Origin of the sequence: Bacillus sp. V26, assembly GCF_034296245.1 — a bacterium.
Classification (GTDB): Bacteria; Bacillota; Bacilli; order Bacillales; family Bacillaceae; genus Bacillus; species Bacillus halotolerans.
In genome coordinates this window covers 1-13988 of the sequence record NZ_JAXKQF010000010.1, presented here as the reverse complement: position 1 = coordinate 13988, position 13988 = coordinate 1, and the positions used below count along the sequence as shown (strand labels likewise).

General features: G+C 42.3%; 19 protein-coding genes, 1 rRNA gene and 1 pseudogene. 19 read left to right on the top strand and 2 right to left on the bottom strand.

The annotated features are described in order from the left end of the window. Positions 1–103 precede the first annotated feature (103 nt). The 17 genes and pseudogenes from UJ203_RS20005 to salA all read left to right on the top strand — a co-directional run. Positions 104–340, top strand: a pseudogene (locus UJ203_RS20005) (RNA-binding protein); the annotation flags it as partial. Next, positions 318–536: a translation initiation factor IF-1 gene (gene infA / locus UJ203_RS20000; RefSeq protein ID WP_003156508.1), complete on the top strand. Its 219-nt coding sequence runs from the start codon at positions 318–320 to the stop codon at positions 534–536. The pseudogene UJ203_RS20005 and the gene infA, both read left to right, overlap by 23 nt. 33 nt (positions 537–569) lie before the next feature. Beyond that, positions 570–683 (top strand): 50S ribosomal protein L36, encoded by a 114-nt coding sequence (rpmJ, locus tag UJ203_RS19995; protein WP_003156543.1) that lies wholly within the window; start codon positions 570–572, stop codon positions 681–683. Positions 684–705: 22 nt separating this feature from the next. After that, entirely contained in the window at positions 706–1071 is a 366-nt protein-coding gene (gene rpsM, locus UJ203_RS19990) for a 30S ribosomal protein S13 (protein ID WP_003156545.1), read from the top strand. Positions 1072–1091: 20 nt separating this feature from the next. Next, positions 1092–1487: a 30S ribosomal protein S11 gene (gene rpsK, locus UJ203_RS19985; protein ID WP_010332782.1), complete on the top strand. Its 396-nt coding sequence runs from the start codon at positions 1092–1094 to the stop codon at positions 1485–1487. 176 nt (positions 1488–1663) lie between these two features. Then, positions 1664–2608, top strand: a complete 945-nt coding sequence (locus UJ203_RS19980) for a DNA-directed RNA polymerase subunit alpha (protein WP_010332783.1) — start codon at positions 1664–1666, stop codon at positions 2606–2608. A gap of 77 nt (positions 2609–2685) precedes the next feature. After that, the gene (rplQ, locus tag UJ203_RS19975; protein WP_003225836.1) at positions 2686–3048 is read left to right on the top strand and encodes a 50S ribosomal protein L17; all 363 of its coding nucleotides are present in this window, start codon (positions 2686–2688) and stop codon (positions 3046–3048) included. A 129-nt stretch (positions 3049–3177) separates the two neighbouring features. After that, entirely contained in the window at positions 3178–4023 is an 846-nt protein-coding gene (locus UJ203_RS19970; protein WP_322013496.1) for an energy-coupling factor ABC transporter ATP-binding protein, read from the top strand. Continuing rightward, on the top strand, positions 3999–4868 hold the full coding sequence (locus UJ203_RS19965) for an energy-coupling factor ABC transporter ATP-binding protein (RefSeq protein WP_101864929.1): 870 nt from the start codon (positions 3999–4001) through the stop codon (positions 4866–4868). The genes UJ203_RS19970 and UJ203_RS19965 overlap by 25 nt, the downstream gene beginning before the upstream one ends. Continuing rightward, a complete protein-coding gene (locus tag UJ203_RS19960) occupies positions 4865–5662 on the top strand; it encodes an energy-coupling factor transporter transmembrane protein EcfT (RefSeq protein WP_322013494.1) in 798 nt (265 codons plus the stop codon). The genes UJ203_RS19965 and UJ203_RS19960 overlap by 4 nt, the downstream gene beginning before the upstream one ends. Positions 5663–5671: 9 nt before the next feature. Next, positions 5672–6415 carry a tRNA pseudouridine(38-40) synthase TruA gene (truA, locus tag UJ203_RS19955; protein WP_105955678.1) on the top strand — a complete coding sequence of 248 codons (744 nt, stop codon included), beginning with the start codon at positions 5672–5674 and terminating at the stop codon, positions 6413–6415. 161 nt (positions 6416–6576) lie between these two features. Then, positions 6577–7014, top strand: coding sequence for a 50S ribosomal protein L13 (rplM, locus tag UJ203_RS19950; RefSeq protein ID WP_003241966.1), 438 nt, complete (start codon positions 6577–6579; stop codon positions 7012–7014). Positions 7015–7034: 20 nt separating this feature from the next. Continuing rightward, positions 7035–7427: a 30S ribosomal protein S9 gene (gene rpsI, locus UJ203_RS19945; protein WP_003225846.1), complete on the top strand. Its 393-nt coding sequence runs from the start codon at positions 7035–7037 to the stop codon at positions 7425–7427. Positions 7428–8109: 682 nt separating this feature from the next. After that, complete coding sequence (locus UJ203_RS19940; RefSeq protein WP_105955677.1) at positions 8110–8877, top strand: class I SAM-dependent methyltransferase; 768 nt, start codon at positions 8110–8112, stop codon at positions 8875–8877. Positions 8878–9097: 220 nt separating this feature from the next. After that, on the top strand, positions 9098–9541 hold the full coding sequence (locus UJ203_RS19935) for a YbaK family protein (protein WP_044153396.1): 444 nt from the start codon (positions 9098–9100) through the stop codon (positions 9539–9541). Between the two features lie 59 nt (positions 9542–9600). Continuing rightward, positions 9601–10314 carry an N-acetylmuramoyl-L-alanine amidase CwlD gene (gene cwlD, locus UJ203_RS19930; RefSeq protein ID WP_044153395.1) on the top strand — a complete coding sequence of 238 codons (714 nt, stop codon included), beginning with the start codon at positions 9601–9603 and terminating at the stop codon, positions 10312–10314. A gap of 95 nt (positions 10315–10409) precedes the next feature. Beyond that, positions 10410–11468, top strand: a complete 1059-nt coding sequence (salA, locus tag UJ203_RS19925; protein ID WP_322013485.1) for an iron-sulfur carrier protein/transcriptional regulator SalA — start codon at positions 10410–10412, stop codon at positions 11466–11468. Positions 11469–11504: 36 nt separating this feature from the next. Here salA and gerD read toward each other — a convergent pair whose 3' ends face one another. Further along, the gene (gerD, locus tag UJ203_RS19920) at positions 11505–12062 is read right to left on the bottom strand and encodes a spore germination lipoprotein GerD (RefSeq protein WP_010332792.1); all 558 of its coding nucleotides are present in this window, start codon (positions 12060–12062) and stop codon (positions 11505–11507) included. A 109-nt stretch (positions 12063–12171) separates the two neighbouring features. Here gerD and kbaA point away from each other — a divergent pair, with 109 nt between their 5' ends. After that, the gene (gene kbaA, locus UJ203_RS19915) at positions 12172–12768 is read left to right on the top strand and encodes a KinB-signaling pathway activation protein (protein ID WP_322013482.1); all 597 of its coding nucleotides are present in this window, start codon (positions 12172–12174) and stop codon (positions 12766–12768) included. A gap of 1 nt (position 12769) precedes the next feature. Here the strand turns inward: kbaA and pdaB are convergent, their stop codons facing one another. Continuing rightward, positions 12770–13534: a polysaccharide deacetylase family sporulation protein PdaB gene (gene pdaB, locus UJ203_RS19910; protein WP_044153389.1), complete on the bottom strand. Its 765-nt coding sequence runs from the start codon at positions 13532–13534 to the stop codon at positions 12770–12772. Between the two features lie 352 nt (positions 13535–13886). On the opposite strand from pdaB, the gene UJ203_RS19905 reads away from it, so the two are divergent. Further along, a 16S ribosomal RNA gene (locus tag UJ203_RS19905) occupies positions 13887–13988 on the top strand; the annotation flags it as partial.

The following is a 13988-nucleotide window of genomic DNA, read 5'->3' as shown; positions in this document are numbered from 1 at the left end:
ATGACATCATTCCGAAGGCAGATGTTTTTCCGGCTTGATAGGGCAGAAAGTTCGGTTAACATTGGCAGGAGCGAATTCATCTTGCCGTTGTCGGTGGAATTGTAATCATCATGTACTAATAGCAGACGGAGAAAAGCGTACATTTCATTCTCCTAAGAAATAGAATATCAATCATTTAACCCTTTATGATTGCGTATCTCCGGAAGTTCAGAACAGTATAAACGAAACAGGGCGTGTGACAAACGGAAAACTGAGATTTTCTCTTTTGAAATTTGTCAGAAAGCAAGTTACTGATTTGAAGAAGGGAGAACACTTGAATGGCGAAAGACGATGTAATTGAAGTGGAAGGTACGATAGTCGAAACATTGCCAAACGCGATGTTCAAAGTTGAACTCGAAAATGGACACACTGTTTTGGCTCACGTATCTGGTAAAATCCGCATGCACTTCATTCGCATTTTACCTGGAGACAAAGTTACGGTAGAATTATCTCCATATGACTTAACTCGTGGCAGGATTACGTACCGTTACAAATAAAGCACTCCGGAAACTGAAGGAGGTTGGAAACACATGAAAGTGAGACCATCAGTTAAACCAATCTGCGAAAAATGTAAAGTTATTCGCAGAAAAGGAAAAGTAATGGTGATCTGTGAAAATCCAAAGCATAAACAAAAACAAGGATAATTTATAAGGAGGTGCCCAGAGAATGGCTCGTATTGCTGGTGTAGATATCCCACGTGACAAACGTGTTGTTATTTCTTTAACATATGTCTTCGGAATTGGCCGCACAACGGCTCAGCAAGTCTTGAAAGAGGCTGGTGTTTCAGAAGATACTCGTGTGCGTGATCTTACTGAAGAAGAACTTGGTAAAATCCGTGATGTTATTGACAAACTGAAAGTAGAAGGTGACCTTCGCCGTGAAGTTTCTCTTAACATTAAGCGTCTGATCGAAATCGGAAGCTACCGCGGAATCCGCCATCGCAGAGGTTTGCCTGTTCGCGGACAAAACTCTAAAAACAATGCGCGTACTCGTAAAGGTCCGCGTCGTACTGTAGCTAACAAGAAAAAATAAGTAAGGGAGGTACCTAAACAATGGCTGCTGCTCGTAAATCTAACACGCGTAAACGTCGCGTGAAAAAGAATATTGAGTCTGGAATTGCTCATATTCGTTCAACTTTCAATAACACGATCGTTACGATCACTGACACTCATGGTAATGCTCTTTCTTGGTCTAGTGCCGGAGCTCTAGGATTCAGAGGTTCTCGTAAATCTACTCCTTTTGCTGCACAAATGGCTGCAGAAACAGCTGCTAAAGGTTCAATCGAACATGGACTTAAAACTCTTGAGGTTACTGTAAAAGGCCCTGGTTCAGGTCGTGAAGCTGCTATCCGTGCGCTTCAAGCTGCTGGATTAGAAGTCACTGCTATCAGAGACGTAACTCCTGTTCCTCATAACGGATGCCGTCCACCAAAACGTCGCCGCGTGTAATTTGTTTGTATAGATTTTGTGTCCCTGTCAATAATGGGTTATGATACAGTTATTTATTAAACGAATGCACCGACTCGTTGCCTGAGCACATACGGGACTAAACAATGGGGAATTTCGGATGGAATCTCATATGATTCTATTCGAGGTTTCGACGTTTTGAAGGAGGGTTTTAAGTAATGATCGAGATTGAAAAACCAAAAATCGAAACGGTTGAAATCAGCGACGATGCCAAATTTGGTAAGTTTGTCGTAGAGCCACTTGAGCGTGGATATGGTACAACTCTGGGTAACTCCTTACGTCGTATCCTCTTATCCTCACTCCCTGGTGCCGCTGTAACATCAATCCAGATAGATGGTGTACTGCACGAATTCTCGACAATTGAAGGCGTTGTGGAAGATGTTACAACGATTATCTTAAACATTAAAAAGCTTGCATTGAAAATCTACTCTGATGAAGAGAAGACGCTAGAAATTGATGTACAGGGTGATGGAACTGTAACAGCAGCTGATATTACACACGATAGTGATGTAGAGATCTTAAATCCTGATCTTCATATCGCGACTCTTGGTGAGAATGCGAGTTTCCGAGTTCGCCTTACTGCTCAAAGAGGACGTGGGTATACGCCTGCTGACGCAAACAAAAGAGACGATCAGCCTATCGGCGTGATTCCGATCGATTCAATCTATACGCCAGTTTCTCGTGTATCTTATCAAGTAGAGAACACTCGTGTAGGCCAGGTTGCAAACTATGACAAACTTACACTTGATGTTTGGACTGATGGAAGCACTGGACCTAAAGAAGCGATTGCGCTTGGTTCAAAGATTTTAACTGAACACCTTAATATATTCGTTGGTTTAACTGACGAAGCTCAGCATGCTGAAATCATGGTTGAAAAAGAAGAAGATCAAAAAGAGAAAGTTCTTGAAATGACGATTGAAGAATTGGATCTTTCTGTTCGTTCTTACAACTGCTTAAAGCGTGCGGGTATCAACACGGTTCAAGAGCTTGCGAACAAGACGGAAGAAGATATGATGAAAGTTCGTAATCTAGGACGTAAATCACTTGAAGAAGTGAAAGCGAAACTAGAAGAACTTGGACTCGGACTTCGCAAAGACGATTGACTAGTTTCCCTTGTGAACTAGGATTTTCGTGTGTTTATAATTCAGAAAAAGCATTCCAATAAAGGAGGGGACATCACATGTCATACAGAAAACTAGGACGTACGAGTGCACAGCGTAAAGCTATGCTTCGTGATCTTACAACTGATTTGATCATCAACGAAAGAATCGAAACAACTGAAACACGTGCGAAAGAACTTCGCTCTGTAGTTGAAAAAATGATCACGCTTGGCAAACGCGGTGATCTTCACGCTCGCCGTCAAGCTGCTGCATACATCCGCAACGAGGTTGCTAACGAAGAAAATAACCAAGATGCACTTCAAAAATTATTCTCTGACATTGCAACTCGTTACGAGGAGCGCCAAGGTGGATACACACGTATTATGAAGCTTGGTCCTCGCCGTGGTGACGGAGCACCAATGGCAATTATCGAATTGGTTTAATCACATATTTTTGTGTATCTAAAGAAGGGCGGGACAGTTTCTAACTGGATCTATGCCCTTTTTTTAGATACTGCAACTTTTTCAATAAAGAGACAAGCAGAGTATGAGCTGAGAGGAGGCCGGTTGTCCGTGAATCAAAATCAGTTGATATCGGTAGAGGATATCGTTTTTCGATATCGGAAAGACGCAGAAAGACGAGCACTAGATGGCGTCTCCCTGCAGGTGTATGAGGGTGAATGGCTTGCAATTGTAGGTCATAACGGTTCAGGGAAATCAACACTGGCCCGGGCATTGAATGGTTTAATCCTTCCTGAATCAGGCGACATAAAGGTTGCTGGAATTCAACTGACAGAGGAGTCAGTGTGGGAAGTGCGTAAGAAGATTGGAATGGTCTTTCAAAATCCGGATAACCAATTTGTCGGAACAACAGTTCGCGATGATGTGGCTTTTGGTTTAGAAAACTATGGTGTACCGCGGGAAGAAATGATTGAGAGAGTAGATTGGGCTGTCAAACAGGTCAACATGCAGGATTTTCTTGATCAAGAGCCGCACCATCTCTCCGGAGGCCAAAAGCAGAGAGTTGCGATAGCAGGGATTATTGCCGCACGTCCTGATATTATTATCTTAGATGAAGCAACATCCATGCTTGACCCGATCGGGCGAGAAGAAGTGCTTGAAACGGTAAGACATTTAAAAGAGCAAGGCATGGCAACTGTCATCTCGATTACACATGATCTGAATGAGGCAGCAAAAGCTGACAGAATCATTGTCATGAATGGCGGTAAGAAATATGCCGAGGGTACGCCTGAGGAAATTTTTAAATTGAATAAGGAACTTGTTCGAATCGGGCTTGATTTACCCTTCTCATTCCAGCTCAGCCAGCTCTTAAGAGAAAATGGACTGGCTTTGGAAGAAAATCATTTGACTCAGGAAGGGCTGGTGAACGAGCTATGGACATTACAATCAAAGATGTAGAGCATCGCTATCAGATAAAGACGCCGTTTGAGCGCCTTGCCCTGTATGATATCAATGCATCGATTAAGGAAGGCAGCTATGTGGCCGTAATAGGGCATACAGGCTCCGGTAAATCCACTCTTCTTCAGCACCTGAATGGTCTCCTGAAGCCTACAAAGGGGCATATTTCATTAGGCAGTACCGTTATACAGGCAGGAAAAAAGAATAAAGAGCTTAAATCCCTCCGGAAAAAAGTCGGAATCGTTTTCCAATTCCCCGAACATCAATTATTCGAAGAAACAGTTCTCAAAGATATTTCATTTGGACCGATGAACTTTGGTGTGAAAAAGGAAGACGCTGAACAAAAAGCGAGAGAGATGCTGAAGCTTGTAGGTTTATCTGAAGAGCTTCTGGACAGATCACCTTTTGAATTAAGCGGAGGACAAATGCGCAGGGTTGCAATTGCCGGGGTGCTTGCGATGGATCCTGAAGTGCTTGTTCTCGATGAGCCGACAGCAGGGCTGGATCCAAGAGGGCGAAAAGAGATCATGGACATGTTTTATGAGCTCCACCAACGGGGAAACCTGACGACAATTCTTGTTACCCACAGCATGGAAGATGCGGCTGCCTATGCTGATGAAATGATCGTGATGCATAAAGGAACTATCCAGGCATCAGGCAGTCCGAGAGACTTGTTCTCTAAAGGGGAAGAAATGGCCGGCTGGGGGCTGGATCTTCCGGAAACGATTAAATTCCAAAGACAGCTGGAAGCCGCACTTGGTGTCAAATTTAAAGAACCTCTGCTCACAATAGAAGATGCCGCTGCTGAAATCCGTGCTCTTTTTCAGGGGGGAAAAACCTTATGATGGACAGCATGATTATCGGCAAGTATGTGCCGGGTTCTTCACTTGTGCACCGGCTTGACCCAAGAACAAAACTGGTTACGATCTTTTTGTTTGTCTGTATCGTTTTCCTGGCCAATAATGTGCAGACATATGCGGTGCTTGGTTTATTTACAGCATGCGTTGTTTCCTTAACAAGAGTTCCTTTTTCCTTTTTGATGAAAGGGCTAAAGCCGATCATTTGGATTGTTCTTTTTACATTCCTGCTTCATATTATCATGACACATGAAGGGCCGGTCATTTTTGAACTTGGCTTTTTCAAGATCTATGAGGGCGGTTTAGTGCAAGGGATCTTCATTTCCCTTAGGTTCGTCTACCTGATTTTAATGACAACTCTATTAACGCTGACAACAACACCTATTGAGATTACCGATGGGATGGAACAGCTGCTCAACCCATTTAAAAAATTGAAGCTTCCTGTTCATGAGCTGGCTCTTATGATGTCGATCTCTTTACGGTTTATCCCAACCTTGATGGAGGAGACAGATAAGATTATGAAGGCTCAGATGGCGAGAGGCGTTGATTTTACAAGCGGACCGCTTAAAGACAGAGTGAAGGCAATTGTACCGCTGCTAGTCCCACTCTTTGTCAGTGCGTTTAAGCGTGCTGAAGAGCTTGCAGTTGCAATGGAAGCAAGAGGCTATCAAGGCGGAGAGGGACGCACTAAATACAGAAAGCTTGTATGGACGGCAAAGGATACTTCTGTCATCGTCAGCTTGTTCATATTGGCTGCTCTGTTATTTTTCTTAAGGGCTTAGAGGTGCTTTATGAGACTGAAATGCACGATTTCTTATGACGGACATTTGTTTAAAGGATATCAAGTACAGCCGGGTAAAAGAACGGTTCAGGATGAGCTGGAGAAGGCGCTGGCTGTCCTGCATAAGTCACAAGACAGAATCCCGGTCGTTTCCTCTGGAAGGACGGACAGCGGGGTTCATGCAGCCGGACAGGTGATTCATTTTGATACACCGCTCTCTATTCCGGCTGAGAGATGGCCATATGCTTTAAATGCACTGCTTCCGGACGATATTGCAGTCAAAACAGCAGAAATTGCGGATGATGGGTTCCATGCACGATTTAGCGCAGTTAAAAAGGAATATCGCTACTTTGTATACACGGAGAAACACCCGGACGTATTTAAACGGCATTACGCTTACCATTTTTCATATCGCCTCAATGTGCAGAACATGAGAGAAGCGGCAAAGCATCTTTTAGGAACACATGATTTTACAAGCTTTTGTGCGGCTAAAACGGAAGTGCAGGACAAAGTGAGAACGATTTACGAACTCGATTGGACTGAGACTGATGACGGCCTGCAAATGCGGATCACAGGCAGCGGCTTCCTATATAATATGGTCAGAATTATTGCAGGTACTTTGCTGGATGCAGGTATTGGAAAAATTTCTCCTGATGATGTGAAATCCATGCTGGAAGCGAAGGACCGCGAAGCAGCAGGGCGCACAGCACCGGGACACGGACTGTACTTATGGAACGTTTACTATGACAACTAAACCAGGTGTATAATATTTTCTTGACAGAGTCTGCATAAAGTTATAAGATATCATATGGTATGTATTTCAACCCCACGATAAGCCCCGGAACTTATTGTGTTGTGAAATAGAACGTAATCGAAGTTTATTGAAAATGACAGATCATTTAGGAGGGAAATTCAATGCGTACAACACCTATGGCTAACGCAAGTACTATTGAACGCAAGTGGTTAGTTGTTGATGCTGCTGGCAAGACTTTAGGTCGTCTTTCTTCAGAAGTTGCAGCTATCCTTCGCGGAAAACACAAACCAACTTACACACCACACGTTGATACTGGAGATCATGTGATCATCATCAACGCTGAAAAAATCGAGTTAACTGGTAAAAAGTTAACTGACAAAATCTACTACCGTCACACTCAACATCCAGGCGGATTAAAATCAAGAACTGCTCTTGAAATGCGTACAAACTACCCTGAGAAAATGCTTGAGCTTGCTATCAAAGGCATGCTTCCAAAAGGTTCTCTAGGTCGTCAAATGTTCAAAAAATTGAACGTATACCGTGGTTCTGAGCATCCACATGAAGCACAAAAACCTGAAGTTTATGAACTTCGCGGTTAATTAAAAAGGAGGTTACCAATTTGGCACAGGTTCAATATTACGGTACTGGCCGTCGTAAAAGTTCTGTAGCGCGTGTGCGCTTAGTTCCAGGAGAAGGTCGTATCGTCGTTAATAATCGTGAAATCAGCGAGCACATCCCATCTCCAGCTCTAATCGAAGATATCAAACAACCATTAACTTTGACTGAAACAGCTGGCACTTATGATGTTTTAGTAAACGTACATGGAGGCGGCTTATCTGGTCAAGCTGGAGCAATCCGTCATGGTATCGCTCGTGCTTTGCTTGAAGCAGATCCAGAATACCGTGCAACACTTAAGCGTGCAGGTCTTCTGACTCGTGACGCTCGTATGAAAGAACGTAAAAAATACGGTCTTAAAGGCGCTCGTCGTGCACCTCAGTTCTCAAAACGTTAATTTTACGTTTCAAAGCTCTCAACCATGGGTTGGGGGCTTTTTTATTTTCTTTTAAGAATTAAAGCAGAAGCGATTAAACAGGCATCCATTTTTTGTTTGATAAAACGACCGCCTTTAAAAGCTGGTCTTTCTCACAAGGTTCCGAATAGCTTAAGCTTTTCACGGCTACCAGCCCAAAATGTGTCACCTTTCAGGTGCTTCAATGATCTATGTTGAGCCCCTGTAAACGAACAATGAATTCAAACGCTATGGTTGGTGTATCAGCATCTTCATAAATAGTGCGCCTCTGCGTGCTGCATTCAAACGACCTTACAAATGGCATACGCATTTATCGCTAAAATGGTTTGTTATCACAAATTGAAGGATTTTCAACTCGTTTTTGGAAACACGGAACCGTTCAAATACCAATTCGCATCGCAGAAAGAAACGTCTAGTGCTGAAGTGAGTCTTACAGAAGTGCTCAAATGCCATAGGGCAATGAAAAACGTAATACCGGCATCAAGTGCTGTTCCATTAATTTGATTTGAAAAAGTGATATTATAATCACTAGCAATAAAATCACATAGCTCCTTTGTCAATTTATTGCGGTTTTATGAATTTTTTTCTGAATATGCAAAGGGAAAGCGGTATCAATCTAGAAATATTTGTTATACTCTAAACACTAAAGTAAGGAGAACGATTCATGAATGCGTTAGTAGATCATAATAGCAAAGCGTGGGATCAAAAAGTAGAGACAGGCAATGAATGGACTGTTGCTGTAGAGCGGCATGTCATTGAACAAGCGAAAAAAGGGAATTGGGATATAAGGTTAACCCCTATGAAAAATGTGCCAAAGGATTGGTTTCCTCCTGTAAAAGGCTTGAAGGTGCTTTGTTTGGCGTCAGGAGGCGGACAGCAGGCCCCGGTTTTAGCGGCAGCCGGAGCGGATGTCACCGTCTTAGATAACTCAGAACAGCAGCTGGGGCAGGACAGAATGGTTGCTGACCGCGACGGCTTGACCATACGCACCGTTAAAGGAAGTATGGATGATCTCAGTCAATTTGAAGATGAATCATTTGATTTCATCGTACATCCAGTTGCCAATGTTTTTGTTGAAGATATCCTGCCGGTTTGGAAAGAAGCGAACCGCGTGCTGAAAAGAAATGGCGTTTTAATTTCAGGATTTGTTAATCCAGTTGTTTTTCTGTTTGACATTGAATTAGAAGAGCAGGGCGTTTTAAAAGTAAAGCACTCTATTCCATACGCCGACTCAGAAGATCTTCCAAAACATAAGGTAAAAAAGCTGATTGAAAATAATGAAGCTCTGGAATTCGGGCATTCCTTAGAAGATCAAATTAAGGGACAGCTCGACGCCGGTTTTATTGTCACTGGTTTTTATGAAGATAAAGGCGGTTTTGTATTGGATCAATACATTAATACATATTCTGCAACAAGAAGCATTAAAGTATGAAGGCAGCGACCTATTAGAGGGAGCTGCCTTTTATTATTGTGCTGCCTCTGCTCTCATGAACGAACATAAGTTCCCTCCCCCGCAGAAAGCTGCTTTTTTTACACTCTTTTTCATATGTTCAAGTTATCGACACCTTCATTTGGGCGAATTTCCAACCGAATTTGGGCATGGTTTCACCTCCCAAACCTCAAAATAACCGGTAAAAGGAGAGTGAATTTGTATGGCAGAGGTACTGTCTTTTATGGATGTGAAACGCCAAAAGGATTTTGAATTAGAAAAAAACTTGCTCAAAGAACTCTCACTTAGACAAATCATTCAGTCTGTAAAGGCCTGTCTTACTCCATTATTTCCATTTTTGCAGGATGAAAGGGACGTTATTAGTGAAGGCTGTATTGATTTTGCGATAGAAGCTTATTTGTTAGGCGGGCGTTTCGGGGTTTTCGGGTATTATGGAGAATCTATGCAAAGTGTTAGTGCCCGCTCTGCTAGGGAAGAAGAAGAGCTTCGTATGGAGTTTTTTGAATACCTTTATCATTGGACACATGAGCAATACGCAACGTTTGATAAAAACACAGTTTATGAAGCTGCACGAAAATTCATCAAAGACTGGTGGACAGAAGGGTTTGTCCAAAGAGAAAAACAATGTAAGCTTCGCATGCGTTAATCATATTTCCCGACCCTGTCCCATACTTATGTAATAACGGACAAGCGGGAGGGGAAGGGATGAGGAAAAAGCTTAAATGGCTCAGTTTTATGCTAGGCTTCATCGTATTACTGTTTCTATTCAAGTATCAATTCAGCAATAACGATTCTTGGAATCCGTGGAGTCTGCCTTTGAGCGGGAAAATTATTTATCTTGATCCAGGTCATGGCGGGCCGGATGGAGGGGCAGTGGGCGGCAAGCTGTTAGAGAAGGATATAACCCTGGAAGTGGCTTTCAGAGTCAGGGATTATCTTCAGGAACAAGGGGCCCTGGTGATTATGACTAGAGAAAGTGACACCGATCTAGCTCCTGAAGGGACAAGAGGCTATAGTAAACGAAAAGCGGAAGACTTAAGACAGCGAGTGAACTTAATTAACAATTCAGAGGCTGAGCTCTACCTTAGCATTCATCTTAATGCGATCCCGTCACAAAAATGGAGCGGAGCCCAAAGCTTTTATTACGGAAAATACGAGGAAAACGAGAAAATTGCAAAATACATTCAGGATGAGTTGAGAACAAACCTGGAGAATACAACCCGAAAAGCAAAACGAATTCATGGTATTTACTTAATGCAAAACGTCACAAAACCAGGTGCGCTTGTGGAAGTCGGTTTTTTATCCAATCCTGGAGAAGCAAAGATGCTGGGGAAACCGAAATATCAGGACAAAGTGGCATCTTCCATATATAAAGGGATATTGAGATACTTTACAGAAAAAGGCGACCCTCCGGAGTAAAGGAGGGTTTTCTCATGGTTCTAAGCAAAAGACACCTGCTGTTTATGTATGATATAATAATGTTTGTAAACGAATACACAAAAGGGTGAGGTTCGATGATAAGAGAAGATGAAGTAAGAAAACTAGTCGGTGAAATGCGCGAACCTTTTCTTCAAAGACCTCTGGGAGAATTGGATGCCGTTAAGGAAGTAAAAATAAAGCCTGAAAAACGGCATGTCAGTGTAAAAGTGGCTCTTGCAAAAACCGGAACAGCAGAACAAATGCAGGTTCAGCAAGAAATCGTAAATGTCTTAAAAGGGGCAGGCGCTGAGACGGTAGGCCTTCGATTTGAAGAGCTGCCTGAAGAAACAGTTGCGAAATTTCGGGCGCCGTCAACAGAGAACAAAACATTGTTAAATATGGATAACCCGCCGGTTTTCCTTGCTGTAGCGAGCGGAAAAGGCGGAGTAGGCAAATCAACTGTGTCAGTGAACCTTGCTATTTCTCTGGCTCGGCTTGGGAAAAAGGTCGGTTTAATTGACGCGGATATCTACGGCTTTAGTGTGCCGGATATGATGGGCATTACAGTGCGTCCAACAATTGAAGGAGACAAACTGCTTCCTGTTGAACGCTTCGGTGTAAAGGTCATGTCGATGGGTTTCTTCGTTGAAGAAAATGCTCCTGTCGTCTGGAGAGGGCCAATGCTGGGCAAGATGCTCAACAACTTTTTCCACGAAGTAGAATGGGGAGAAGTAGACTATATCGTTCTCGATCTTCCGCCAGGAACAGGGGACATCGCACTTGATGTACATACGATGCTTCCGAGCAGTAAAGAAATTATCGTATCAACGCCGCACCCGACTGCAGCCTTTGTTGCGGCCAGAGCGGGGTCTATGGCTATTAAAACAGATCATGAGGTCGTTGGCGTCATAGAGAACATGGCTTATTATGAAAGTGCAAAGACCGGGGAAAGAGAATATGTCTTTGGCAAAGGCGGCGGAGATAAACTTGCTGAGGAGCTTAAAGTGCCTTTGCTCGGCAGAATACCGTTAAAACAGCCTGATTGGGATAAAGACCAATTTGCTCCGTCTGTTTATGACCAAAGCCATCCAATCGGTGAAATATATCATGACATTGCAAAAAAAGTCGTTGAAAAAATGGAAGTGCAAATATAAAAAGGCGAACCGGGATTTTTTGATCCCGGCTTCCCTTTACTCACCTTCTTTAGCGGTTTCTGCTGCTGCTTTTTTCAGTTCATCTTCGAACTGTTTTTTGTAAAGCGGACTAGAAAGTGTTTCGGTAATTACTTGTTCTAAATAACTGCGGAATTCTTGGCTTTTTGCCAGTTCGCTGTATTTTTTATTCATTCCCGGGTCCTGCATAACACTCATCAGCATTTTCTGGTAATCCGGATCCTTCATCAGCTTTTTAATTACTTTTTCATGCTCTGTTTGAAGTGTTTTAGCAAAGCTTTCCGCAAATTCAGTGTCTTCAAAGATGTTTTTCCAAAAATCCGCACCTTTTTTAGAGGTGAGTGTTTTTTCTATTGTTCCTTTAATGGCATCCTGATCAATCACCAGTGCTTCATTCATCGCATCATCGTTTAATAATTCCTTAATTGCTTTCTTTCCATCATCTGTTTTTAATATATCAACAACCATTTTTTTGGTCTGATCATAATCCATATCCGCTGCTTGGTCTTTTGGAGCGCAAGCTGTTACAGATAATATCAAAAAACAGCCCATCAATAGCGTTTTGGCTTTTGACATGCTTAAGCTCCTTTCACATACTTATCTTACTTTTAATATGATTCATCCGGTTGGAATTATACATAACAAAATATCGCGATCTGCGATTTTTGAGGGGTTGAATAAAGAAATGAAAAGCCGTGGCTTAGTTCGTTTTTTCTTTTCTATTTTAGCTGTCGGAGCGGTTGTCACAAGTGTTGTGGGTTTTGCTTTAAAATGGGGGGGATATAAGGAGCTGTTTCTGAATTTTGAAGCGGGCCAGATTTTCTCTGTTTTATTTTGGTTTATCGGTGTCGGCATGATTTTTAGTGTCATCAGTCAAATGGGCTTTTTCGTGTTTTTAACAGTTCACCGGTTTGCACTCGAAATATTAAAATCTTCATCTTTATGGAATTTACTGCAGCTGTTTTTCATCCTGTTTGTCGCTTTTGATTTAATGTACGTGCGGTTTTTATTTTTCGGAGATAGAGGAGAGTCAATGGCTGGCTATGCTTGGCTGCCGTTATTTTTATTGATCTTCGGTTTGCTTACCGCGTATATAAAACAAAAGCAGTCCTCAAAGAAAACGTTTGTGTCATCTTTATTTTTAATGGTTGTGATCACTGCATTGGAATGGTTTCCTGCGCTCAGAGTAAATGATGAGGACTGGCTTTACTTAATGCTCTTTCCGTTAATGGCGTGTAATGCTTTTCAATTGCTGATGCTGCCGAAGTTTGCAGAGAAATAATTTATTTTACCTCGGCTGATTTAGCATCTGTGTTTGCAATGAGATCTCCCACGTTGACATTTTTTAAACCTTTTTCTCTCATATGATGGATAATCTCAGGCAGGGCCTCTTCTGTTTGTTTAGCTGAGTCTGAGGCGTGTAAAAGAATAATGTCTCCTCCTGAAACTTGACGGTTTACATTATCGACGATTTTTTCAACGCCTGGATTCGTCCAGTCATGGGAGTTCACACTATAGTGAACGACTGTATAGTTATACTGCTTTGCGATGGATAGGACATTTTTATTGAACTGACCGGTAGGAGGTCTTAGGAGCCGTATGTCTTTGATTCCTAATTTTTCAAAGGCGGTGCGCGCACGGTTAATGTCCTTTTTTATTTCACTATCCTCTAGATTTGCATAGTTTTTATAAGCATAACCCATACTCCCTATTTGATGGCCGTCCTTTACAATGCGAGCCACCGTGTCCGGGTGGCGCTCGGCCCAAGAAGCGGAAAGAAAAAACGTAGCGTTTTTGATGCCGTTGGCTTTCAGGGTATTAAGAATGGGCTCGGCTTTTTCATCCCCCCAGCTGATATCAAAGGTAAGAGCAATGTCTTTTGAATCTGTTTCTCCTTTATAAATGGCTTTCGGTCCGCTGTCAGTCGAAAACACAGGGAGCGGGACAGCTCTTTGGATATAAAAAAAGCTGGCTGCAGCAAATGCGGCGATAAGTATAATGATAAATTGTTTAACGCGTTTTATGTGCCACACATAGAAGTGATTCACTGATGATGCCTCCTTATCTTGTCCATCATTCTTGTGTTACATCTTATGTGCCTGGCCAAACGAATATAACTGATAAAAGTCTCTTTAAAACTGATTAAATTAGTTGTTGACCATTTGATAATATCCGTGTTATATTATTATTCGTCGCTGATGAACAGCTGACAACAAATAAAAGCTTCATTAACCCTTTTAAAAAAGGTGTTGACATAAAAGAAGTGAAATGATATAGTAATAAAGCTGCTTCGTTAAGCGGCATAAATGATCTTTGAAAACTAAACAAGACAAAACGTACCTGTTAATTCAAGTTTTATTATAAAATCGCACAGTGATGTGCGTAGTCAGTCAAACTACTTTATCGGAGAGTTTGATCCTGGCTCAGGACGAACGCTGGCGGCGTGCCTAATACATGCAAGTCGAGCGGACAGATGGGAGCTTGCTCCCTGATGTTAGCGGC

Excerpts from the sequence above, each read along its gene's own strand:
- infA (WP_003156508.1), top strand. The coding sequence starts at position 318 with ATGGCGAAAGACGATGTAATTGAAGTGGAAGGTACGATAGTCGAAACA.
- rpmJ (WP_003156543.1), top strand. The coding sequence starts at position 570 with ATGAAAGTGAGACCATCAGTTAAACCAATCTGCGAAAAATGTAAAGTT.
- rpsM (WP_003156545.1), top strand. The coding sequence starts at position 706 with ATGGCTCGTATTGCTGGTGTAGATATCCCACGTGACAAACGTGTTGTT.
- rpsK (WP_010332782.1), top strand. The coding sequence starts at position 1,092 with ATGGCTGCTGCTCGTAAATCTAACACGCGTAAACGTCGCGTGAAAAAG.
- UJ203_RS19980 (WP_010332783.1), top strand. The coding sequence starts at position 1,664 with ATGATCGAGATTGAAAAACCAAAAATCGAAACGGTTGAAATCAGCGAC.
- rplQ (WP_003225836.1), top strand. The coding sequence starts at position 2,686 with ATGTCATACAGAAAACTAGGACGTACGAGTGCACAGCGTAAAGCTATG.
- UJ203_RS19965 (WP_101864929.1), top strand. The coding sequence starts at position 3,999 with ATGGACATTACAATCAAAGATGTAGAGCATCGCTATCAGATAAAGACG.
- UJ203_RS19960 (WP_322013494.1), top strand. The coding sequence starts at position 4,865 with ATGATGGACAGCATGATTATCGGCAAGTATGTGCCGGGTTCTTCACTT.
- truA (WP_105955678.1), top strand. The coding sequence starts at position 5,672 with ATGAGACTGAAATGCACGATTTCTTATGACGGACATTTGTTTAAAGGA.
- rplM (WP_003241966.1), top strand. The coding sequence starts at position 6,577 with ATGCGTACAACACCTATGGCTAACGCAAGTACTATTGAACGCAAGTGG.
- UJ203_RS19940 (WP_105955677.1), top strand. The coding sequence starts at position 8,110 with ATGAATGCGTTAGTAGATCATAATAGCAAAGCGTGGGATCAAAAAGTA.
- UJ203_RS19935 (WP_044153396.1), top strand. The coding sequence starts at position 9,098 with ATGGCAGAGGTACTGTCTTTTATGGATGTGAAACGCCAAAAGGATTTT.
- cwlD (WP_044153395.1), top strand. The coding sequence starts at position 9,601 with ATGAGGAAAAAGCTTAAATGGCTCAGTTTTATGCTAGGCTTCATCGTA.
- salA (WP_322013485.1), top strand. The coding sequence starts at position 10,410 with ATGATAAGAGAAGATGAAGTAAGAAAACTAGTCGGTGAAATGCGCGAA.
- gerD (WP_010332792.1), bottom strand. The coding sequence starts at position 12,062 with ATGTCAAAAGCCAAAACGCTATTGATGGGCTGTTTTTTGATATTATCT.
- kbaA (WP_322013482.1), top strand. The coding sequence starts at position 12,172 with ATGAAAAGCCGTGGCTTAGTTCGTTTTTTCTTTTCTATTTTAGCTGTC.